This is a genomic window from Algibacter sp. L3A6, from assembly GCF_009796825.1.
Lineage (GTDB): Bacteria > Bacteroidota > Bacteroidia > Flavobacteriales > Flavobacteriaceae > Algibacter.
On sequence record NZ_CP047030.1, the window covers coordinates 1,136,358 to 1,158,071 of the forward strand.

Below are 21,714 nucleotides of genomic sequence, written 5' to 3' on the forward strand. Positions count from 1 at the left end.
TATTACTTATCATTATATTTAGTTGCCCATTCAATCTTAATAAAAATCATGCTTAAGCAATATTTACAATTTAAACTCTCGCAAAAACTGTCGCCGCAGCAAATTCAGTTAATGAAACTGATACAATTGCCTACGCAAGCTTTTGAGCAACGTTTAAAACAAGAATTAGAAGAAAACCCGGCACTAGAAGGCGGTAAAGAAGAAAACGATAGTGACTACGATTCTGATTTAGATAATTCTGACGATATTAACGATAATGATTCAATAAATGCTGAAGACATTAATGTTGATGAATACTTAAGCGACGATGAAATTCCAGATTACCGCACTCAAGCCAATAATTACAGTGCCGATGATGAAGAAAAAACGATGCCTTATGCAGCGGGAACTTCATTTACGCAACACTTAATTAATCAATTAAACACCTACAGATTATCTGAAGAAGAACGAGACATTGCTGAATTCCTAGTTGGAAGTGTTGATGAGAGTGGCTATATACGCAGAGAGCTCAGTGACATCATGGACGATTTAGCCTTCACACAAAACGTATATACCGAAGAGCAAAACATTGAAAAGGTTTTAAAAATTGTACATCAATTAGACCCAGCAGGTGTTGGAGCCAGAAACCTTCAAGAGTGTTTAAGCATACAATTACACCGAAAAGACAAAACACCCGATACAGAGTTAGCAATAAATATTATCGATTCTGCTTTCGATCAATTTACCAAAAAGCATTATAAAAAATTACTTCAGAAATTTAATATTACTGAAGAACAATTAAAAGATGCTATAAAAGAAATTGAACATTTAAATCCTAAACCTGGTGGATCTTATGCCGGAAATAACCGTATTGTTGAACACGTAGTACCTGATTTTGCTATTAAAATTGTTGATGGTGAACTTGAGCTTACCTTAAACGGACGTAACGCTCCGGAGCTTCATGTTTCTAGAGAGTACAACAATATGCTTACAGGATATAAAGAATCTAAAGACAAATCGAAATCTCAAAAAGATGCCGTTGTTTTTATAAAACAAAAATTAGATGCAGCAAAATGGTTTATTGAAGCTATAAAACAGCGCCAACAGACCCTATTTGTTACCATGAGTTCTATTATGCATTACCAAAGCGAGTACTTTTTAACTGGTGATGAGCGTAATTTAAAACCCATGATTTTAAAAGATATTGCCGACGAAATCTCAATGGACGTTTCTACCGTTTCACGTGTTGCCAATAGCAAATATGTTGACACACCTTATGGAACGAAACTGATTAAGGAATTCTTTTCGGAATCTATGAAGAATGATCAAGGTGAAGATGTTTCAACTCGTGAAATTAAAAAGATTCTAGAAACAGTAATTGAAGAAGAAAATAAGAAGAAGCCTTTAACGGATGAAACTTTAGCTTCTATTTTAAAAGAAAAAGGATATCCAATTGCTAGAAGAACGGTTGCTAAATATAGAGAACAACTTGATATTCCTGTAGCGCGATTACGTAAAAAAATATAATGGATAAGTTACTTAAGAGTATTTCATATATTTTTCATCCTTTATTGATGCCTATCATTGGCGTGGCATTTTATTATTATATCTCGCCGCATTTTATAGCAGAGCAGATTTTACATGCCAAGCTTATTTCATTATTAATACTCACTATTATACTGCCTATATTAATGTTTTTTTTGCTAAGAACTTTAGGAAAGGCTCAAACTATTCATCTAAAAACCACACGCGAACGTATTTATCCGCTCGCTTTAAATTGTTTTATTACCATTTTGGTAATTAAGCGAGTTATAACAATAACACAATCGTTAGAACTGTATTACTTCTTTGTTGGTATATTAATTTCGAATATGGCCTGTTTAACGCTCGCTATTTTTAAATTTAAGGCAAGTATACACATGATTGGTATTTCGGGACTATTCATGTTCTTTATAGCTATAGGCGTGCAGTTTGGTATAAATATTACGGGCACTCTCGCTTTTATGGCATTAGCTATGGGTGCTGTAGCAACATCTAGGTTACACTTAAACGCACACACCTCGAGAGAATTGATTTTCGGTTTTTTTGTTGGATTGATTCCGCAGCTATTGCTGATTAATTTCTGGATGTAGATTAATTTATAATTTACCTTTCCAAAGTATTAAAAACAACAGTTAATTTACTTTGACGATTTAAGTAACCGATTAGGCCTTGATGATAACGATTTCCTTTAAATCATTAAATTTGACGCCTTATATCTTTTAGGTATAGTCCAAGAGAGTTCAAATCACAAAACATAAAACATTAGTCCCACTTTAATGGCGTGCATATCTATGCTACTACCATCAATCTGAGCGTCATTAGAAAAAACAGGACTTAAAGCATAATACAAATGTAAATTCCATGTATTATATCCAGCACTTAAGGTTAATCCATATTCAAACTTATTAAAGTCTGAGATATCGGTGTATTTAAAGCTTCCTAAATCACCATCGTACTTCGCGGCGTGTGATAACATGTAACTAAACTTAAAACCGGCATAAATACGCCAAAAATCATAACTAGTAGCTGTAGATGTTCGCCATCTAAACTCCAAAGGCACCTCTATAAAGTTACTAGAAAACCTATTTTTAGTAAATGTATCAGAATCCTCGATTACACTATAACTTACTACACCTGCATCGTCTTTTTGAATCAGTAAGTTTTGGTTATATGAGTTTGCAGAAAGTCCGATACCTAAACCAATAGCTTTATTCCTAGCGGCATTTATTGGCATATCTTTAATAAAACCTAAATGAAACCCGGTTGAAAAACCACTTTGCTTTACATCTTCTGGTCTTAAACCAAGTAAATTATAAGTAACACCAAAGTAAAACTGATCTTCTTTATACTTATTATCAGCTTCGGTCTCAACAACCTCTTCATTTTGTGAAAAACACAAACAAGAACTCGCACAAAACAATATGATCATTACATCTTTAATTCTTCTCATTTTGAAAGTTATATTATGGTAAGTTACCAATTGCTACTATTATATAAAAGCAAAAGGCGTTTTGAGTATATCAAAACGCCTTTTACTATAAAATTAAGAGTGTAAAATTTATCTTCCAACAACACTACCCTTTTTAGTGGTATAGTTTATTTTTAGAGCATTAACTTTACGTAGTTCTTGTTTAATATCACCAATTAATCCCATATTAGCATCACTATCAACTTTTAAAGCTGTAGTTAAATATGGTACTAATTCCTCTCTTTTAGAGGCGCGTTCTGCATTAATAAACGCAGCGATTTCTTTAACATCAGCAAACTTGTCATTCAATTGAATTCTTGACTCGTTTCCATATTGTCTATAGTTCTCACTTGGTTTACCAGCATAAATGTACATTACCAAATCTTTTTTATCTAGTTTTTCAACTTGATCAGCAAATGGTAAATTATTTTCAATCATTAAAGTATTTTGCCTCATTACTGTGGCTACCATGAAAAAGAATAATAACATAAATACAATATCTGGTAAAGACGCCGTATTAACCGCAGGCATATCGCCACTTTTTTTCTTTTTAAATTTAGACATGTTTTTATAAATGTTAAATTATTTCTGTACTTCCGATAGCTTTTGAGGATACTCAGCTTTAATCTGATCTATCTTCTTCTTTAAAGCTTCTTTATTCCCCGGCCAGTTTACATCCTTTTGATTTGCTTCCATCTCAACGAATGACATACCGAATTGTGCTTGGGCTCTCGCGTTTCTTAAATCGTTATATGCTGCTACTAATTCATTCTGTACAGCAATATAAGTTTTATAAGTAGTTTCTCTATCATTAGCTAAAGAGATGATCGCTTTGTCTGGATTATCCGAAGACTCAGGATCTCTTGGACCTTTACAATAATCACAAGATTTATCACCGCCATTATCTAAAAAAGCAATGGCTGCTTTACGTAAATCTTTAAGTTGCATCGGTTCATCTTCAACTAATAAATCATCATTCTTATTTACAATAACTGTAAAAATATTTTTTTGCTTAATAACAGGTGGATCTGTTTGTTCTTCCATTGGAGGCAGCTTTCTGTTAATACCAGAATCTGTTTCAATAGTTGTTGTTACTAAGAAAAATATTAATAATAAGAAAGCAATGTCGGCCATTGAGCCTGCATTAACTTCTGGTGCTGCTCTTTTTGCCATAATTTATTTATTTAATATTTTTTTCACACCACCGAATAGCATTGATCCAATTGCTATAACTGCTAAAACATAAAATGCATATAAACCAGCACCTACGTTTTTAGAAATACCTTCGGTAATACCAAGACCTTTGTCATTGAATGGTTGTAGATCTAAATCTGTACCAGATGACAAGCCGTAGCTTATAAAAATGATTGCTAAAAAGGCTCCTACAGACATCAAAGTTTTTTTGATATCTCCAGTAACTAAACCTTTCAAAACAAATATTACAACTAACGCTATTACTAATCCTAGTACAGCATAGGTAATATAAAGTATGTTATCAATCATAGCCTCAGAGCCAGTCATGATCATCAGCGCAAATATAGAGCCAAGAATCGCGAGAGCAAAAGCTACGATTTTTATTATTTTGTGAGTATTCATAATTTTTTCAGTTTTAAATTATTACTTTTTGTGTCTAATCAATAGATCCATTAACGTGATAGAAGCATCTTCCATATCGTTAACAATACTATCAATTTTAGCAATAATGTAATTGTAAAAAATTTGAAGAATAATTGCCACTACTAAACCAAATACTGTTGTTAAAAGTGCTACTTTAATACCACCTGCAACAAGAGAAGGTTGCATATCACCAGCAGCTTCAATTTTATCAAAGGCTTGAATCATACCAATTACCGTACCCATGAAACCAAGCATTGGTGCAAGAGCGATAAATAATGAAATCCAAGATACGTTTTTCTCTAATTGTCCCATTTGAACACCACCGTAAGCTACAACAGCTTTCTCAGCAGCTTCGATACCTTCATCAGTTCTATCTAAACCTTGGTAATAGATAGATGCGATAGGTCCTTTTGTGTTTCTACAAACTTCTTTAGCAGCTTCAACACCACCAGATGCAAGAGCATCTTCTACAGATTGCGTTAATTTTTTAGTGTTTGTAGATGATAAGTTTAAAAAGATAATTCTCTCAATAGCAATTGCTAATCCAAGAATTAAACATAATAATACAATACCCATAAATCCTGGACCACCTTCAATAAAACGTTTTTTCAAATCTTGATGAAAACCAACGTCTGCCGCAGGAGCTTCATCTTCTTGAGTTAAAGTAGTAGTTACAGTCGTTACAGCTGTACTTGTGTTTGCAATTGTTGTTGCATTTGCAGTTCCGAATGCCACCATTACAGTAATGGCAAGGATAGAAAATAATCTTTTCATGATCTAGATCTTAATTTTATTAGTTAAAGTGTTAAAGATATAAAAAAAAAGCAATTAAAAATAAAAAAATTTAAGCAGAGAGGAAGGGATTCGAACCCTCGATACCCTTTTGAGGTATACACACTTTCCAGGCGTGCGCCTTCGACCACTCGGCCACCTCTCTTTTTTTTTAACAGCTTTTATTCTGGGGATGAAATAACAAAAAAAACTTTGAACGCTAAAATTTTAACAGTTAATTTTAAGTCAATTCTCCAACTAAAGATGTTTCATAGGTGGTTTTGAAGCTTTTAGCCTCTACATTTTTTCCTAATAGATACATTAACTTAGCTAGTGCGGCCTCGGTTGTTATGTCTTTTCCGGAGATTACACCTGCTTTTTTTAACATATCACTGGTCTCATAATGCCCCATCATGACACTTCCGCCCGAACATTGCGTAATATTTATAATATGTATGCCTTTTTCAATGGTCTTTTTTAACATATTAATGAACCACATTTCGGTAGTACAGTTTCCAGAACCGTAGGTTTCTAAGATAACCGCTTTTAAATTGGGCGTTTTAAAAATATTTTTTAAAACGACTTTAGAAATACCTGGATAGAGTTTAATTAATGCTATATTTTCATCTAAATTCTTATGAACCTCCAAAGCTTTGCTTCCGTTAGGTTGATATAAATGTTTATGATTTATTTTTAAGTGCACACCCGACTCCGCCAAATCTGGATAATTAAAGGATGCAAATGCCTGAAAATGCTCTGCATTAATTTTGGTTGTTCTATTGGCGCGATACAGTTTATATTCAAAATACAAACATACCTCCTTTATTAAAGGTTTATCATCCTCTTGTAAAGATGCCACTTGTATAGATGTTATTAAATTCTCTTTAGCATCGGTACGTAAATCGCCAATAGGCAATTGAGAACCGGTAAATATTACTGGTTTTGCTAGGTTTTCTAGCATAAAACTTAGTGCAGATGCTGTGTAACTCATAGTATCACTACCATGAAGCACAACAAAACCATCAAAATCATTATACTTTTCTTCTATAACCTCTACCATTTGAACCCAATATTTCGGATTCATATTACTAGAGTCAATAGGTTCTTCAAAAGAAAACGTTTCGATATTACAATCTAACAACTGCAACTCTGGTATGTTTTTTATAATATTTTTGAAGTTGAATACTTTTAGCGCGCCGGTTTTAAAGTCTTTTACCATGCCAATGGTGCCACCTGTATATATAAGGAGTATGTTTGGTTTCATAAAATTAAACTTTAAAGATAGATTTTGAATTTTCTGTGGTAATTTCAGCCAACGTTTCTTCTGGCATTTGATAAATGGTTGCTAGTTTTTCTAACACCTTTATTATATAGGCACTTTCGTTGCGCTTTCCTCTAAATGGTGTAGGTGCTAAATATGGTGCATCCGTTTCTAAAACAATATGTTTTAAATCTATTTCATTTAAAAACTGATCTATTTTTCCGTTTTTGAAAGTTGACACGCCACCAATACCTAATTTCATATTATAAGAAATAGCCTGATGCGCTTGCTCTAAACTGCCAGTAAAACAATGAAACACTCCAAATAAATCGTCTCCTTTTTCACTTTCCAAAACTTCAAAAACTTCATCGAAGGCCTCTCTGCAATGTATAACAATAGGTAAACCATATTGTTTTGCTAATTGTATTTGATGCTTAAATGCTACTTTTTGAATATCTAAAGTTGTTTTATCCCAATATAAATCGATGCCAATTTCGCCAACAGCATAATATTTATGCGTAGCAAGCATGTGCTCTATATGGTCTAACTCCTCTTGATAATTCTCTTTTACATGTGTTGGGTGCAAACCAGACATTAAAAACATATTATCTGGATAATCTTTCTCTAACTGAAGCATCGCTTTAGTATACGTAGAATCTATAGCAGGTATAAAAAACCTAGTAACACCTTGCTCTATTGCTCGGTTTATCATCTCGCTTCTATCGTCATCAAAAGCTTCACTGTATAAATGGGTATGCGTATCTGTAATAATCATTCGGTAAAAATAATGAAGTATTTAAATTTGCCGAGGTATTTATCAATTAGATTAATAAAAAAAGACCTGCAAAGCGATAAACTTAACAGGTCTTTTGTATTCTAATTTATTTTTAAGCGTTGTTGTTAATCTAATTTATTTAGCAATTTCTGCGCACGCTCATAATCTTCAGCATCTTCAGGTATTGTTTTTAAAATATCTATACATGCCAAAACATCTTCTTGCTTTAATTTACTTAAGGCTAAATACCAAATGGCTTTATTTTTATATACTGAATTTTCATTAGCAATTTCAGTTAACAATTCATCTGCCTTATCATAATCACTCAACTCAATATTACTAATAGCACTGTATAAGTTTAACTCGGCATTGCTTGGATCTATTTGAATTAACTGGGCAAAAGCTTTTTCCGCGGAAGCGAAATCTTTAGAATTAAAGGCGTTTTCGGCCGTTTTTAATAAATCGTCATTTTCACCTCTAACCGTTAAACTTATAGTATCGTAATTATTAAAATCGCCATAAGATGGATTTGAGAACTCACCAAAAGTAAAAACCCCAAGCATTACAATCACGCAGGCAGCAATGACATATTTATAAAATGTGAATGATTTTTTACTTGTTTTTTCTTCGGAAACAGCTTCGTCTTTTTGAATAAAATATTTACTCGATATACTTTTTAAATTCTCTTTAAAAGCTTCCGATTCGGTTTCATTCCCAAATTTATCACTTAAATAATGAGACAAATTTTTATAGGTTTGAAACGCTTCCGCGAAAGCGCTATCAGTTTTTAATTTATTCTCGAACATCTCGAGTTCTGCTTGGTTTAGGCTGCCCGCAAGATATTCTTCAAATTGTATATAATTTTCTTTTTCCATGATGGTTAATTGTTAAACTGGTTAAATTTGGGGGACTCACGAACCAACTCGGTTAGTTTACCAATGCACAATGATTTCTTTTTACGTGCATAGGCATAGGTTACATTTAAACTTGCTGCAACTTCTTCCATCGATTTTATTTTGAAAGTAGCTTTTAACAAATCTTGACATGCATTACCTAGTTTTTCGAACATTTCGGCAAATAAAGCTTGTTTTTCTCCAAATACCGAGGTTTCAAATGCTAGTTCTTGAGCCTCATCTCCTTTAGATAAAACCTCTTCGTTAATTGTTACCTCTTTATTCGATGTTTTTTTCAAAACATTGAGCCACTTCCGTTTACATAACAAGAAAAAATAAGCATCAAAGGGGCAGGTTAATTTCAAACCCTTTTCGCTTGCTTGGTTATAAATAGTAACCAGTGTGTCCTGCACAACATCCTGAGCCTGATCGCGACTACCACTATTCTGCTTAATATAATTAACCACTTTTGGCACAAATTTATCGTAGATGGCTTGTATAATAAAACTGTTGTTTTTTAATAAGCCATCAATATATTTTTGGTCTTCGTGTATTTTTTTTTCACTCATTACCCCTTGTATTTGCTACTAATGTAAAAAAACTTTCAAAAAAAAGGGTAACAATTTTAAAATGGTTTTGATATAAGGGTGTAACAGTCAAATTGACTAACAATTTTAAAACTAATAATAACAACAATAAACATTTAGAACTTATGAGAAATTCAATTTTAATTATCGGAACCGTAGTATTATCAATATTAAATATGAATGCTACTAATGAAAAAACAAATCTTAACACAGTAACAGAAATTAATGCTAACACAGCAAACAATATTGCACAAATTTTTGATTGGGAAGTTAAAACGAATAAAGGCACTTACTCTGGAACAGCTTTAAGTTTCGAAAATGCTAAACGTATGATTTCTTATTCGAGTAGCGGAGAGGTGGTAAAAAACAAAAAAATTACAAGCTATTTTATGCTAGAAGCCGACTTAAACAACGCTACAAACAGAAATTACTTTTGGGAAGTTAAAACTACAAGCGGAACAGCAAGAGGATATTCATCTAGTGAAGCTTATGCACAAAAAATGATTGCTCTTGTAGCCTCTGGAGATGTTATTGTAGAAAAATTAATAATGAGCCAACCACAACAATAAATTAAAATTAGAACCAAAAACAGGGTAACAAAACAAGTGCCCTGTTTATATAAAAGTGAAGAACATATTAAAACCCAATAATCATGAAAAATTTCAAACACATTTTAGGCTCTTTATTTGTATCAGCTTTAGTTTTTACAAGCTGTTCAACAAAAGAAGAAAACGATACTGAAATTATTATTCCAGCAACCGCTGCCGAGTTTAAAAACATACAAGACGATGCTTTGGAAGGCTTAACACAAACATTTCAGTTTGATGCCGCCGATGGATCGATAACTTTAACATCGGAAAACGGGGTAGATATTAGCCTCAACACAGCTAATTTAACATTAAACGGAAACCCTATTACTGGCTCCATAGATTTAGAATTTGTTGAATTATTTGACAGAGCCAACATGCTAGTTACCAACAAACCTACTATGGGGCTTATGGCAGACGGTAACAAAGCTTTACTAATTTCTGGTGGTGAGTTTTTTATAAATGCCACACAAAACGGTGCGGATTTACAACTAAACGGCACCATGCAATTAGGGATTCCTGCTAATTTAACGGGAGATATTGATCCAGACATGATTTTATGGGACGGAAATATTGACGACAATGGTGATTTAGTTTGGGAAGAAGCCCAAAATGAAAATGGTGACGAACGTGGTGTATTTGCAGAACACACCAATTACTATGCTTTTATTGGCGACTTTGGATGGACTAATGTAGATCGTTTTTATAACGACCCAAGAGAAAAAACAACCATTTTAGTTGCTGTTCCAGAAGGTTACGACAACACCAATAGTGGTGTATATTTATCTTACGATGGTGAACCTGCGGCGTTAGCAAACTTAGACACTTACGATGCGAGTACAGGGTTATTTAGCGAACATTACGGACAAATTCCTGTTGGATTAGAATGTCATGTTATTTTTGTAAGCGAAGATGCTGGCAACTGGAAATACGCCGTACAAGCCGCAACCATAATAGAAAATGGCATTATCACCATTACCGAAAGTGAAACTACAACCGTAACACAAGCACAACTTACAGCTATTATTAACGCACTACCATAACACCTTTTTTGCCCCACTGTACTCGTCTACTCAAAACGAGACAGACCTAACCTAATTTTTAACCCAGAAACAAAAGTTTCTGGGTTTTTAATTTGAAAAAACCCACTTATAAAGGGTAACAAAAAACATTTCTATTTGATATAATAGTATGAAGAAGAATCTCTTTTTAAAAATATTAATAATCTGTATTGTAGTCATACTCTGGGCAAACCTAGTTGTAATCTACACGCACTTTTTTAAATGAAAAAGACGTTAAAAACACTTTATAATTTTTATCGACATTCTCTTTTGTATATTTATGATCATATTAACTAAATGGTACTATGAAAAAATACAGCTTCCTACTTTTAACGATAGTCTTCCCTTTATTTATTCTTGGTCAACACCCCATTACCGACACCATTTCTAGAACCGCTACAATTAAAGCAAACATTACCAATAACTCCGTTTTACTAACACCAGAAACACCTGCTTTAACACAAATAGCTGGTGCTCCAAAAGCTTTTTACACCCATTACTGGGAAATGGGAGATGGCACATACAGTACAGATCCCGAACCAAAGCACACCTATAAAAAGAAAGGTGAATATGAAGTAAAACTTTGGGCAACCAATAATTACGACACCGGAAAACCACCAACAACGCGTCCTAAAAAAATAAACATCACTTCCGTTACCGATGATTATCAAGATGAAGCTTCTATGGAAGACGATTTCACGCTTAAAAGAAATAGAGAACCAGTTCCTGAAGAAGAAATTGTAACCATTTTAAGCTACAAAAACATAAAAAACTATATTACCAACGGAAAAATATATCTGTTTTATAATGAACATAAATACAAAGCTGATAATTTCGAGTTAACAGAAACTAGACTACATAATAACGAAAAAAACATATCAACCGATGCTTTTGCTTACACTAAAAACGTTGAAAACAATAACACCTATTTAGCATCTTCAAATAGCGAAATCACAAATTTTAGAAATATAGAACAAGATTCTACCCTAAAAACCAATTTACCACTAACCTTATCAGAAGCTAAATCCATATACAAAAACTGGCGTGTTCTGGAATTCGATAACATGCAACCCGAAGAAGAACGTAATATCTTTTTCAGCTTAAAAACCACACCAGAAATGGTAAAAGATACCAGTGCCATAATTTCTGTTCGAGGTATTTATATTCCTGATGCTAATTACGATAATCATAAAGTGAAAGACATGGAAATGGAAATTGTAACCTCGCACGACCCCAATAAAATGTCGTCTAACGCTACATTTATGAATTATCGTTTGGTGCGTTTTAAAACTTTAAAGTATAAAATAAAGTTTCAAAATAATGGCGAAGGACCTGCAAATACAATCCGTTTAGAAACTGATATTCCAGACATGTTAGACAAATCGACCTTGAAGGTTCTCGATATGTATCCCAAATGTGAAATATGCCCAAAACGTGAAGTACTCTACAGTTGTCTCGATACTGCGTTCACAAAAACGCAAGCTATTTTCACCTTTAAAAACATTTACTTACCTGGTAGCGAACAGAAAAACGTAAAAGAATACGATTCTACAAAAGGCTTTGTACAATACAACATAAAATTTGCTAAGGATTTTCACAAAACAAAAACAAAAAGTAAAACGGCTATTATTTTTGATAAAAACGATCCCATAATTACTAATTATTCCACCACTCGATTTTTACCAGGAATATCCATTGGCGCCAAAATGGGTTATAATTCCTTTACTGATTTGCGTAATTCCGAAAGTTATTTTATAGGAGCAACGCTTTCTCCTTATAAATCGTACAGATTATATTGGCAAGTTGAACTTATGAATAATTTTCATAATTACGATAGTAACATCGAAGTAACAGAAGAGTTTGTAGACGGCCCGCAAGGTTTTCGCTTCTTTCAAAGTACCACAACCGAAACCTCTAACAAAAACATAGATTGGGACGTTCCCGTTTTACTGCGCTACAATTTAAACAACTATATTGGTCTTGGTGCAGGTGTACAAAACACTATATCTGTAAGTAAAAAATCTACTCAAAATACACTTATTGAACAGTTTGATGGTGACACATCTGAAGGTGATCCATTTAACACCTTTACAGAAACCAGCAGTACAAACGAATCTTTCACAAACTTAAGAACCGGTTTATTATTTGAAGCTACAGCAGGTTTTGCAAGAATAGGTCCTAGTGTAGGCGCACGATATATTCTAAATTTTGAAGACGATTTTAACTACTGGCAATTTTATGCTATATGGAAGTTTTAAGTATTACAATCTATAAAAAACAAAACTGCGATTTTGGATAAATACATGATTTCCAATATAACATGAAAACATTTAGCTTTCTTCTTTTTTTTATAACGTCACTTAGTTTCTCTCAAAATTTAGAGGAAACTATTTATTTAGCTGCGGAAACTTTTATTAAAGCGCCTAACAACAATACATTTAGGGTTTTAAATAAACAAGAAGAAACCTTTAAACGGCAAGTAGAATCGAAAGATGAACAATTAGCTCTTGTGTTTTTACAAACACACAAAGGCTTTTACTTATTTCAAGAATCGGAATTATCAAAAGCAATTTCTACTTACGAAGATGCTCTAAATCGCTATAATAGTAAAGAACTTTCCTTAATTTCAGATTTTGATATTATTGAAAACTGCTTAAATCCGCTCGGTACATTATACACCAAAGCTGGCGATTTCACCAATGCTTTAAACACCATAAACCAATATATATATTTAGCTAAAAATAACAAAAACAGTTCACATCAAATAAGTGGCTTTATCAATTTATCTAAATTATATTACACTTTAAGCAAACATGAAACAGCAATAAGCACAGTGGAAGAAGGCTTAAAAATCAAACCCATTACCCAATTACAAAAAACACGCCTACTTCAAATAAAAACAGAATGTCTTGCTGCTTTAAATCAATTAAACAATACTTCAATCACAGATAGCCACAGAAATAATTATTTATTTCATCTGAAAAATAAAAGTTTTAAACAGGCCTTTGTAGCTTTTTCATCATATAAGAAAAATCTATTAAAACAAGGTATTACAAAACGTAAAACAGCACAACTAGATACTGAAGAAGCCCAACTACACTACCTTTTAAAACAACCAAACGAAGCCATAAAAAGCTTACACGCTGCAATAAAAACGTTATTACCAACGCACGACAGCAATAACTTACCGAATAAAAATCAATTATTTGCCGATAATACCTTTATTGATATTTTCGATATGTATGCTGAAATTGAAACAAACCCAAAAATAGCTCTAGAAAGTCTAGACCTTAGTTTTTATGTTTCTAAATTAATGCAAAATAGTTGGACATCTCAAGAAACTAAGATATTAAACGAAACAAACAACCGCATACGAAGCGAAAAAAGTATAGACATTCTTTATGAAACCTATGCTAAAACAAAGAACAAAACACTTTTAAAAAGAGCACTAGAATATGCCGAAAGCAGTAAATCTTCGGTGTTGAAAACTATGTTTTTAAAGAAAACACGCTTACAACAATTCCCTAACGACAGTTTACTTCTAAAAGAGTTTCAACTTTTAAAAACTCAAGAACAGCTTACAAGTTTATTAGTGAAAGAAGATTTATCAGCTTCAAAAATCAACAATTTAAGTAGCAAACTTAGTAGCATTAGTATTCAATTAAAAAAACTTAATTCAAAGATTTTAAAAAAATACCCAGACACTAATGAGCCTTTTAATTTCAACACTTTAAAATCTAAATTAAAAAAAGACAACGCCGTATTAATCGAATATTTTTATGGAAAAAACAGCATCTATCAATTTATAATTTCAGAGCAAGACATAAATTTGAATCGTATCCATTTCACCTTAGATATCAAACAACAAGTTTCTAATTTTATCAACCTATTTAACAAGGCTTCAACCATAAATAATGATATTCAGAATTACACAACACAAGCTTTTGAGGTTTATAAGCTATTAAATTTTGACAAGGCTCCTTCAAGCAAAAACATAATTATAATTCCTGACGGTCTAATCAACTTCATCCCTTTCGAGGCTTTATTAACAAACAAGACCAAAACAACATCGTATTCTAAAATGTCTTTTTTAATCAGAAGGCAAAACGTTGTTTACAACAGTAGTATTGTTTTATATTTAAATGAAAACGCAAAGCAAAACACGAATACCGTTTTAGGTTTTTTTCCGGTTTTTGAAAATGAAACTCAAGCATTAACCTATTCTGTTAAAGAAGCTGAAGCCATTGAAAAGCACATGTCTTCAAAACTATTCATGAAAGCGAAAGCTAGCAAAAGTAACTTCTTCGCAAATGCTCCAAACTACAATGTTATACACTTATCAACACATGCAAGTAGTGGCGATTTTGTAACCTCATCAAATTTATCCTTTTTTGACGACACCTTGTTTTTGAACGAACTCTACAGTTTAGATTTAAGCCCCGATTTAGTCGTTTTAAGCGCCTGTGAAACAGGTGTTGGTAAATTATACAAAGGCGAAGGCGCCATGAGCATAGCGCGCGGATTTCAATATGCAGGTGCTCAAAATATTTTATTTTCACTTTGGCAAATAAACGATTTATCTACGGCTCAAATTATGGAGTCTTTTTACAAAAACTACAGCACATCACAATCTGCATATATTGCCAACCAAGCTTCTAAAATAAGCTATATTGAAAACGAGTCGATTAATAATTCTAAAAAATCACCGTATTATTGGAGTGCTTTTGTCTATTACGGAGACCTTACGGAAGTTAAACCGCAAAACTTCACAATTTATATTTGCATTGGTATATTTATTGCACTGTTTATAGTACTTTTAGCAATGAAATTAAAGCGTAAATGACAACAAACCTCCAAGAATTTCTTTTAAATAAAGGTTACACCAAAGTAAAACTTCATTTAACGAAAACAAATCATTTTGAAATAAAGGCCTCCATTAATGGTAGAAAAGGCTTGTTTATTTTAGATACTGGAGCTTCGAGTTCTTGCGTTGGTTTTGAAGCGATTGAAACCTTTAATCTCAATGCCGAAGAATCTCTAATTAAAGCCGCAGGTGCTGGAGCAACAGACATGGAAACCAAAATGTCTAAAAAAAACAAAGTAAAAATTGGTAAATGGAATCACAACAAAGTTGTTCTGGTTTTATTCAACCTATCGCATGTTAATACAGCTCTTATAAACCACAATGCAAAACCGGTAGACGGTATAATTGGTGCCGATATTTTAAAAAAAGCAAAAGGCATTATTGATTATGAAAAGAAATACTTGTATTTAAAGTTATAATTATTTAAATTACTTCCAAATAGCAATTAACCTCTTCCTAGCACATAAATAATGAACACAAATATCGTCATAGCAGATGATCATCCGTTAATGCTGCGCGGTCTTACCGACTTTTTAACCAACAAAGGTTTTAATATTATTGGAAGCGCCGAAGATGGTAAAGCCGCCTATAATTTAATTATAAAATTAGAGCCAGAAATTGCCATTCTTGATATTAGAATGCCCTTTAAAACAGGTTTAGAAATTGCTGAAGCTTGTAAAAAGCATAATCTTCCCACCAAAATTATACTTATTACTTTTGATAAAGAAGAAGAAGTATACGATCAAGCCATTCAATCTGGGGTATACGGGTATATTTTAAAGGAATTTGCTGTTGAAGAAATTGAAACCTGTATTCAACACGTACTAGACGGAAAACGCTATTTTAGTGAAGAAATAGCATCTTACCTAAACCACAATAACAACGCGAGACCAAAGAATTTAGGGCTTTTAACCAAATCTGAATTAAGAATTGTACGATTAATATCGGAAAGTAAAACAAGCCAAACCATTGCCGAAGAACTTTCTATTTCTGTAAGAACGGTAGATAAACACCGTAGCAATATAGTTTCTAAATTAAATTTGGATAAAAAACCAACATCGCTTGCCATTTGGGCAACCGTTAACAAAGAATTTTTATAAAAATAAGTAGAAGTGCGTATTTTTTCTTACGCAAATATAGTATATCTTTACAGTGCTATTAATTAGTTCTTAGGGAGAATTAAAAAAAGACTCTAAATCGTTATGATTTAGGGTCTTTTGCTTTTTATTACTTTCCATAATATGGATAAAGATATGCTTCATATTAAACACCATCTTCTTCGTAAAAATACGTACAATTGCGTATTTTTTTTTTCGAATCTGTAACATACCTTTACGGTGCTATTAATTACCAACAAATCCAGCGCAAGTCAAACCCTTAAAATTCTCGACAAATGCTTAAAGATCAAATCATGGAAGAAAAGAGCAACCCTGTAAATAAACTAGCACTCGCTGTTGTTTTTATTTTGGCTGTCGTAATTGTATCGTTTAACTTATATATGTTGTTGTCTTAGTCTCTCTCAATTAAAACGACTAAAACAAATAAAAAAAGGGTGTTTCATAAATATGAAACACCCTTTTTTGTACTTGAAATATTATTATTCCTTAAAGCTCTAAAGCCTTTTTAATATCATTATTCATCAATAATTCTGTTGGATTTTCTAAAGCTTCTTTTACAGCAACTAAGAATCCTACACTTTCTTTACCATCAATAATTCTATGATCGTAAGATAAGGCAACGTACATTATTGGACGGATTACAACTTGACCATCGATTGCCACAGGACGCTCTACAATGTTGTGCATTCCTAAAATTCCACTTTGTGGAGGGTTAATAATTGGTGTAGATAACATACTACCAAATACACCACCATTAGTGATTGTAAATGTACCACCTGTCATTTCATCAACTGTAATCTGACCGTCTCTTGCACGAAGTGCTAAACGTTTCACTTCAGACTCTACACCTCTAAATGATAAGTTTTCCGCATTACGAATTACTGGCACCATTAAACCTTTTGGTCCTGATACAGCTATACTAATATCGCAAAAATCGTATGATAACATTTCTTTACCATCCATCATTGAATTTACTGCTGGATACATTTCTAAAGCTCTAACAACTGCTAAAGTAAAGAAACTCATAAACCCTAAGCCAACACCATGTTTTGCTTTAAACGTTTCTTTATACTCAGAACGTAATGCAAAAATAGGAGACATATCAACCTCGTTAAACGTGGTTAACATAGCTGTTGTGTTTTTCACCTCAACCAAACGCTCTGCTACTTTTCTGCGTAACATAGACATTTTACTTCTTGAAGTACCACGACTACCACCAGTTGGTGTTCCCATAGAAGGCACTGCATTTACAGCATCATCTTTAGTAATACGACCTGCTTTACCAGTTCCAGAAACAGATGCAGCATCAATTCCTTTTTCAGCTAATACTTTTTTAGCAGCAGGACTTGCAGAACCTGTTGCATAAGTTTTAGCTTCAGCAGCTTTTGGCGCTTCTGCTTTTGGTGCTTCCACCTTGGCTTCTGCTTTTGGTGCTTCACCACCTGCCGGTTTCTCTGCACTTGTATCAATTAAACAAACTACAGCTCCAACTTCTACAGCGTCACCTTCTTCCGCTTTAAGCGTAATAATTCCGCTAACTTCTGCTGGTAATTCTAAGGTTGCTTTATCACTATCAACTTCTGCAATAGCTTGGTCTTTTTCAACATAATCGCCGTCTTCAACTAACCAACTTGCTATTTCTACTTCTGTGATAGATTCGCCTGGTGAAGGCACTTTCATTTCTAAAATCATTTTTTATAATTTTAATGGTATATGAATTTTATTCTTTTTATTTAATTTCCAAAAACTTCATCGATTACACGACGTTGTCTTCTTTTATCTCTAGTACTAGATCCTGGTGCCGGTACAGAATTAAATGGACGTGACGCTACTTCTAACTTCACTAAATCCATACGCTGTGCCATGTGGCTCCAAGCTCCCATGTTTCTTGGTTCTTCTTGAGCCCAAACATAATGCTCTACATTTGGATACCTATCTATTACATTTTGTATTTTTTCTAAATGAAGTGGGAATAATTGCTCTATCCTTACTAAAGCAACATCTTCATTTCCTAATTCTTCTCTTTCAGCTAATAAATCGTAATAAAATTTACCTGTACAGAATACTAATTTCTTAACATTTGTTGGATTAATAGTATCGTCGATTACTTCTTCAAACTGACCAGAAGCTAAATCTGACAAACTAGACACTGCTTTAGGATGACGTAATAAACTTTTTGGAGTGAAAACAATTAATGGTTTTCTATAATTACGTTTCATTTGACGACGCAACAAGTGATACATATTACCTGGCGTTGTACAATCTGCTACAATCATATTATCCATTCCACATAACTGTAAGTAACGCTCTATTCTTGCCGATGAATGCTCAGAACCTTGCCCCTCGTAACCATGTGGTAATAATACAACAATACCGTTTTGTGATTTCCATTTATCTTCCGCAGCCGATAAATATTGGTCGAATATAATTTGAGCTCCATTACTAAAATCTCCAAATTGAGCTTCCCAAATGGTTAATGTATTTGGGTTTGCCATGGCATAACCATAATCGAAACCTAACACACCGTATTCTGATAAAAAGGAATTATAAATATCCATTTTACCTTTATTTTCAGGATTAGTATTTAGTAAATTAATACGTTCTTCTGAAATTTCATCGCGCAAAATAGCATGACGGTGGCTAAATGTACCACGCTCTACATCTTGCCCAGAAATACGAACATTGAATCCTTCTTCTAGTAAACTTCCGTAAGCTAAAGTTTCTGCCATACCCCAATCTAAGGTATCGCTTTCAAAAACCATTTTTTCACGTCCGGCAAGTATACGCTCAGCTTTACGTAAAAACTTAACACCTTTAGGAACTGTTGAAACAATTTTAGAAATTTCCTCTAACCTTTCTTTTGGATAGCCAGTATCTTCAGAAATAAGCATAGACTCTTCACCTTGACGTTCAAAATCTGTCCAGCGTTCTTGCATAAACTCACGAACTATAGAAGATTTAGCTTCTTTAGCTTTGGTATACTCGGCTTCTAAAGTTTCTTTAAAATCAGAAATAATACCATCAACATAAGCTTGATCAATAGTCTTTTCAGCTATTAATTTATCTGCATAAAGCTTAAACGGGTTAGAGTGCTTTGCAATTTCTTTATATAATTTAGGTTGTGTAAATCTTGGCTCATCACCTTCATTATGTCCATATTTTCTATACCCTAACAAATCGATATACACATCTTTTTTGTATCGCATTCTGTATTCTAACGCCATTTCTACCGCATGAACAACAGCTTCTGCGTCATCAGCATTTACGTGTAAAACTGGAGATAACGTTACTTTAGCAACATCTGTACAATATGTACTAGAACGTGCATCTAAGTAATTGGTTGTAAACCCAATTTGGTTATTTACAACAATATGCACAGTTCCACCGGTTTTATAACCTGCTAACTGACTCATTTGAGCCACCTCATAAACAATACCTTGACCAGCAATAGCGGCATCGCCATGTACTATAATCGGTAATATTTTAGAATCATCACCATCGTAATCCGCATCAATTTTTGCTCTTGTAATCCCTTCGGCTACTGGAGCAACGGTTTCTAAATGTGATGGGTTTGGCACCAAATTCATCTTAATATCTTTTCCGTTTTGGTAAGTTTTATCAAGTGTTAATCCTAAGTGATACTTTACGTCACCATCAATATCCATATCTTCAAAATCTTTACCATCAAACTCACTAAAAAGCTCATGTAAAGGTTTTCTGAAAATATTAACCAGTGTATTTAGACGACCACGGTGTGCCATACCTAATACACATTCTTTAACACCATATTTTTCTACGGCATAAAAAAGCACATTACTTATAGCTGGAATTAAAGACTCTCCTCCTTCTAAAGAAAAACGTTTTTGCCCAACATATTTAGTTTGCAAAAAGTTTTCGAAAGTAACCGCTTGGTTTAATTTTGAAAGTATATATTTTTTTGTTTCAGCCGAAAAATTTGGCTGATTATCATTTCTGTTAAGTTGTCCTTGCCACCAAGCAATAACTTCTGGGTTACGCAGGTACATATACTCTACACCAATAGAACTACAATATATATTGTCTAGGTGTATAATAATTTCACGAAGTGTTCTAGTACCAATACCTAAAATTTCTCCGGCAGTAAAAACGGTATCTAAATCGTTTGCGTTAAGTCCGAAATTCGAGATTTCTAAAGTTGGTGAATAGGTACGACGATCACGTACTGGGTTTGTTTTAGTAAACAAATGCCCACGCATTCTGTAGCCATCAATAAGTCTTACAACTTGAAACTCTTTTTGAAGTTGCTCTGGCACATCTGCCGAAACACCTCCTGTTGTTTCCCCGTCTAATTCCGAGTTTTCGCTACCAAAATCATAACCTTGAAAAAAGGCTCTCCAGCTCGGTTCTACCGAATCCGGGTTTTGTAAATATTGATCGTATAAGTCAGCAAAATATGCTGTGTGTGCTGTATTTAAAAATGAAAATTTATCCATTGCTATTTTTAATCCCTTGTAGGTTAGTCAAAATATTTTTCAAAAATACAACTTTTAGTAAAATTAGAGGTTTCTTTAACTATATTTATGGCAAATAATGTTCATTTCATGAATATGGCAGTGAAAACTGTTAAATTATTAATCATTTCTAATTCTTATGAAACTTTTTTTCCCAATTAACAAAACAGTTATTGCTTTTTCAATATTTTTTATATCTCTGGTTAACCAATCTAATTCACAAAATTTCAAAAGCGATTTTTGGGAGCATGTAAGATATGGTGGTGGTATTGGTTTAAACTTTGGAGACGGATTTTTCAGTGGCACTTTAGCTCCAAATGCAGTTTACGAGTTTAATAACTCCTTTTCTTTAGGTATAGGTGTAAATGGCACGTACAACAGTCAGAAAAATGTTTATAAATCTACTATTTTAGGAGGAAGCTTAATTGGTTTTTATAACCCGATTAACGAAATTCAACTATCTGCCGAGTTCGAACACCTTAATGTAAACCGTAGATATAACGTAAATTTAAATATCCCAAACGATAACTATTGGATTCCTGCATTATATTTTGGAGCCGGTTATAGAAGCGGCAACGTGACTTTTGGTATTCGTTACGATGTATTGTACGACCAGGATAAAAGTATATATTCCGAAGCTTGGGCCCCATTTGTACGGTTTTACTTCTAAAAATAAGAACACTTATTATACGAGCTGATGC

20 protein-coding genes and 1 tRNA gene are annotated in these 21,714 nt (G+C 33.3%); 9 read left to right on the forward strand and 12 right to left on the reverse strand.

The window, feature by feature from the left end:
- The first annotated feature begins 48 nt into the window (after positions 1–48).
- Both rpoN and GQR98_RS04775 read left to right on the forward strand, forming a co-directional pair.
- A complete protein-coding gene (gene rpoN, locus GQR98_RS04770; RefSeq protein WP_159018514.1) occupies positions 49–1,506 on the forward strand; it encodes an RNA polymerase factor sigma-54 in 1,458 nt (485 codons plus the stop codon).
- A complete protein-coding gene (locus tag GQR98_RS04775) occupies positions 1,506–2,111 on the forward strand; it encodes a hypothetical protein (protein ID WP_159018515.1) in 606 nt (201 codons plus the stop codon). Before rpoN ends, GQR98_RS04775 begins: the two co-directional genes overlap by 1 nt.
- A gap of 155 nt (positions 2,112–2,266) precedes the next feature.
- Here the strand turns inward: GQR98_RS04775 and GQR98_RS04780 are convergent, their stop codons facing one another.
- From GQR98_RS04780 to GQR98_RS04825, 10 genes are all read right to left on the reverse strand, one after another.
- Positions 2,267–2,971, reverse strand: a complete 705-nt coding sequence (locus GQR98_RS04780; RefSeq protein WP_233268078.1) for a porin family protein — start codon at positions 2,969–2,971, stop codon at positions 2,267–2,269.
- Between the two features lie 108 nt (positions 2,972–3,079).
- Complete coding sequence (locus GQR98_RS04785; protein ID WP_042502551.1) at positions 3,080–3,553, reverse strand: ExbD/TolR family protein; 474 nt, start codon at positions 3,551–3,553, stop codon at positions 3,080–3,082.
- 18 nt (positions 3,554–3,571) lie between these two features.
- Positions 3,572–4,162: an ExbD/TolR family protein gene (locus GQR98_RS04790; protein WP_042502548.1), complete on the reverse strand. Its 591-nt coding sequence runs from the start codon at positions 4,160–4,162 to the stop codon at positions 3,572–3,574.
- Positions 4,163–4,165: 3 nt separating this feature from the next.
- The gene (locus GQR98_RS04795) at positions 4,166–4,585 is read right to left on the reverse strand and encodes a hypothetical protein (protein ID WP_042496547.1); all 420 of its coding nucleotides are present in this window, start codon (positions 4,583–4,585) and stop codon (positions 4,166–4,168) included.
- Positions 4,586–4,606: 21 nt separating this feature from the next.
- Positions 4,607–5,380, reverse strand: a complete 774-nt coding sequence (locus GQR98_RS04800; RefSeq protein WP_042496544.1) for a MotA/TolQ/ExbB proton channel family protein — start codon at positions 5,378–5,380, stop codon at positions 4,607–4,609.
- Positions 5,381–5,455: 75 nt separating this feature from the next.
- Positions 5,456–5,543 (reverse strand) — tRNA-Ser (locus tag GQR98_RS04805).
- A 75-nt stretch (positions 5,544–5,618) separates the two neighbouring features.
- Positions 5,619–6,641 carry an asparaginase gene (locus GQR98_RS04810; RefSeq protein WP_159018516.1) on the reverse strand — a complete coding sequence of 341 codons (1,023 nt, stop codon included), beginning with the start codon at positions 6,639–6,641 and terminating at the stop codon, positions 5,619–5,621.
- A 4-nt stretch (positions 6,642–6,645) separates the two neighbouring features.
- Complete coding sequence (locus GQR98_RS04815) at positions 6,646–7,413, reverse strand: TatD family hydrolase (protein WP_159018517.1); 768 nt, start codon at positions 7,411–7,413, stop codon at positions 6,646–6,648.
- A 125-nt stretch (positions 7,414–7,538) separates the two neighbouring features.
- Positions 7,539–8,288: a tetratricopeptide repeat protein gene (locus GQR98_RS04820; protein WP_159018518.1), complete on the reverse strand. Its 750-nt coding sequence runs from the start codon at positions 8,286–8,288 to the stop codon at positions 7,539–7,541.
- A gap of 5 nt (positions 8,289–8,293) precedes the next feature.
- Entirely contained in the window at positions 8,294–8,875 is a 582-nt protein-coding gene (locus GQR98_RS04825) for an RNA polymerase sigma factor (RefSeq protein WP_159018519.1), read from the reverse strand.
- Between the two features lie 143 nt (positions 8,876–9,018).
- Here GQR98_RS04825 and GQR98_RS04830 point away from each other — a divergent pair, with 143 nt between their 5' ends.
- The 6 genes from GQR98_RS04830 to GQR98_RS04855 all read left to right on the forward strand — a co-directional run bounded on the left by GQR98_RS04830 (position 9,019) and on the right by GQR98_RS04855 (position 16,505).
- Positions 9,019–9,462, forward strand: a complete 444-nt coding sequence (locus GQR98_RS04830) for a hypothetical protein (RefSeq protein WP_159018520.1) — start codon at positions 9,019–9,021, stop codon at positions 9,460–9,462.
- An 83-nt stretch (positions 9,463–9,545) separates the two neighbouring features.
- On the forward strand, positions 9,546–10,523 hold the full coding sequence (locus GQR98_RS04835) for a hypothetical protein (protein WP_159018521.1): 978 nt from the start codon (positions 9,546–9,548) through the stop codon (positions 10,521–10,523).
- 323 nt (positions 10,524–10,846) lie between these two features.
- Positions 10,847–12,799: a PKD domain-containing protein gene (locus GQR98_RS04840; protein ID WP_159018522.1), complete on the forward strand. Its 1,953-nt coding sequence runs from the start codon at positions 10,847–10,849 to the stop codon at positions 12,797–12,799.
- Positions 12,800–12,861: 62 nt separating this feature from the next.
- Entirely contained in the window at positions 12,862–15,384 is a 2,523-nt protein-coding gene (locus GQR98_RS04845; protein ID WP_159018523.1) for a CHAT domain-containing protein, read from the forward strand.
- On the forward strand, positions 15,381–15,824 hold the full coding sequence (locus GQR98_RS04850) for a TIGR02281 family clan AA aspartic protease (RefSeq protein WP_159018524.1): 444 nt from the start codon (positions 15,381–15,383) through the stop codon (positions 15,822–15,824). Before GQR98_RS04845 ends, GQR98_RS04850 begins: the two co-directional genes overlap by 4 nt.
- 51 nt (positions 15,825–15,875) lie before the next feature.
- A complete protein-coding gene (locus GQR98_RS04855; RefSeq protein ID WP_159018525.1) occupies positions 15,876–16,505 on the forward strand; it encodes a response regulator in 630 nt (209 codons plus the stop codon).
- 504 nt (positions 16,506–17,009) lie between these two features.
- Here GQR98_RS04855 and odhB read toward each other — a convergent pair.
- Together odhB and GQR98_RS04865 are read right to left on the reverse strand one after the other, a co-directional pair.
- Positions 17,010–18,215 (reverse strand): 2-oxoglutarate dehydrogenase complex dihydrolipoyllysine-residue succinyltransferase, encoded by a 1,206-nt coding sequence (gene odhB / locus GQR98_RS04860; RefSeq protein WP_159018526.1) that lies wholly within the window; start codon positions 18,213–18,215, stop codon positions 17,010–17,012.
- A 41-nt stretch (positions 18,216–18,256) separates the two neighbouring features.
- Entirely contained in the window at positions 18,257–20,995 is a 2,739-nt protein-coding gene (locus GQR98_RS04865; protein WP_159018527.1) for a 2-oxoglutarate dehydrogenase E1 component, read from the reverse strand.
- A 157-nt stretch (positions 20,996–21,152) separates the two neighbouring features.
- Between GQR98_RS04865 and GQR98_RS04870 the strand changes: the two genes are divergently transcribed.
- Entirely contained in the window at positions 21,153–21,683 is a 531-nt protein-coding gene (locus tag GQR98_RS04870) for an alpha-ketoglutarate decarboxylase (protein WP_233268079.1), read from the forward strand.
- The last annotated feature ends 31 nt before the right edge of the window (positions 21,684–21,714 follow it).

Coding starts and splice junctions, on each gene's coding strand:
- GQR98_RS04830 (WP_159018520.1), top strand. CDS start 9,019: ATGAGAAATTCAATTTTAATTATCGGAACCGTAGTATTATCAATATTA.
- GQR98_RS04825 (WP_159018519.1), bottom strand. CDS start 8,875: ATGAGTGAAAAAAAAATACACGAAGACCAAAAATATATTGATGGCTTA.
- GQR98_RS04795 (WP_042496547.1), bottom strand. CDS start 4,585: ATGAATACTCACAAAATAATAAAAATCGTAGCTTTTGCTCTCGCGATT.
- GQR98_RS04800 (WP_042496544.1), bottom strand. CDS start 5,380: ATGAAAAGATTATTTTCTATCCTTGCCATTACTGTAATGGTGGCATTC.
- GQR98_RS04775 (WP_159018515.1), top strand. CDS start 1,506: ATGGATAAGTTACTTAAGAGTATTTCATATATTTTTCATCCTTTATTG.
- GQR98_RS04850 (WP_159018524.1), top strand. CDS start 15,381: ATGACAACAAACCTCCAAGAATTTCTTTTAAATAAAGGTTACACCAAA.
- GQR98_RS04815 (WP_159018517.1), bottom strand. CDS start 7,413: ATGATTATTACAGATACGCATACCCATTTATACAGTGAAGCTTTTGAT.
- GQR98_RS04780 (WP_233268078.1), bottom strand. CDS start 2,971: ATGAGAAGAATTAAAGATGTAATGATCATATTGTTTTGTGCGAGTTCT.
- GQR98_RS04865 (WP_159018527.1), bottom strand. CDS start 20,995: ATGGATAAATTTTCATTTTTAAATACAGCACACACAGCATATTTTGCT.
- GQR98_RS04810 (WP_159018516.1), bottom strand. CDS start 6,641: ATGAAACCAAACATACTCCTTATATATACAGGTGGCACCATTGGCATG.
- odhB (WP_159018526.1), bottom strand. CDS start 18,215: ATGATTTTAGAAATGAAAGTGCCTTCACCAGGCGAATCTATCACAGAA.
- GQR98_RS04820 (WP_159018518.1), bottom strand. CDS start 8,288: ATGGAAAAAGAAAATTATATACAATTTGAAGAATATCTTGCGGGCAGC.
- GQR98_RS04790 (WP_042502548.1), bottom strand. CDS start 4,162: ATGGCAAAAAGAGCAGCACCAGAAGTTAATGCAGGCTCAATGGCCGAC.
- GQR98_RS04870 (WP_233268079.1), top strand. CDS start 21,153: ATGAAACTTTTTTTCCCAATTAACAAAACAGTTATTGCTTTTTCAATA.
- GQR98_RS04855 (WP_159018525.1), top strand. CDS start 15,876: ATGAACACAAATATCGTCATAGCAGATGATCATCCGTTAATGCTGCGC.
- rpoN (WP_159018514.1), top strand. CDS start 49: ATGCTTAAGCAATATTTACAATTTAAACTCTCGCAAAAACTGTCGCCG.
- GQR98_RS04785 (WP_042502551.1), bottom strand. CDS start 3,553: ATGTCTAAATTTAAAAAGAAAAAAAGTGGCGATATGCCTGCGGTTAAT.
- GQR98_RS04840 (WP_159018522.1), top strand. CDS start 10,847: ATGAAAAAATACAGCTTCCTACTTTTAACGATAGTCTTCCCTTTATTT.
- GQR98_RS04835 (WP_159018521.1), top strand. CDS start 9,546: ATGAAAAATTTCAAACACATTTTAGGCTCTTTATTTGTATCAGCTTTA.
- GQR98_RS04845 (WP_159018523.1), top strand. CDS start 12,862: ATGAAAACATTTAGCTTTCTTCTTTTTTTTATAACGTCACTTAGTTTC.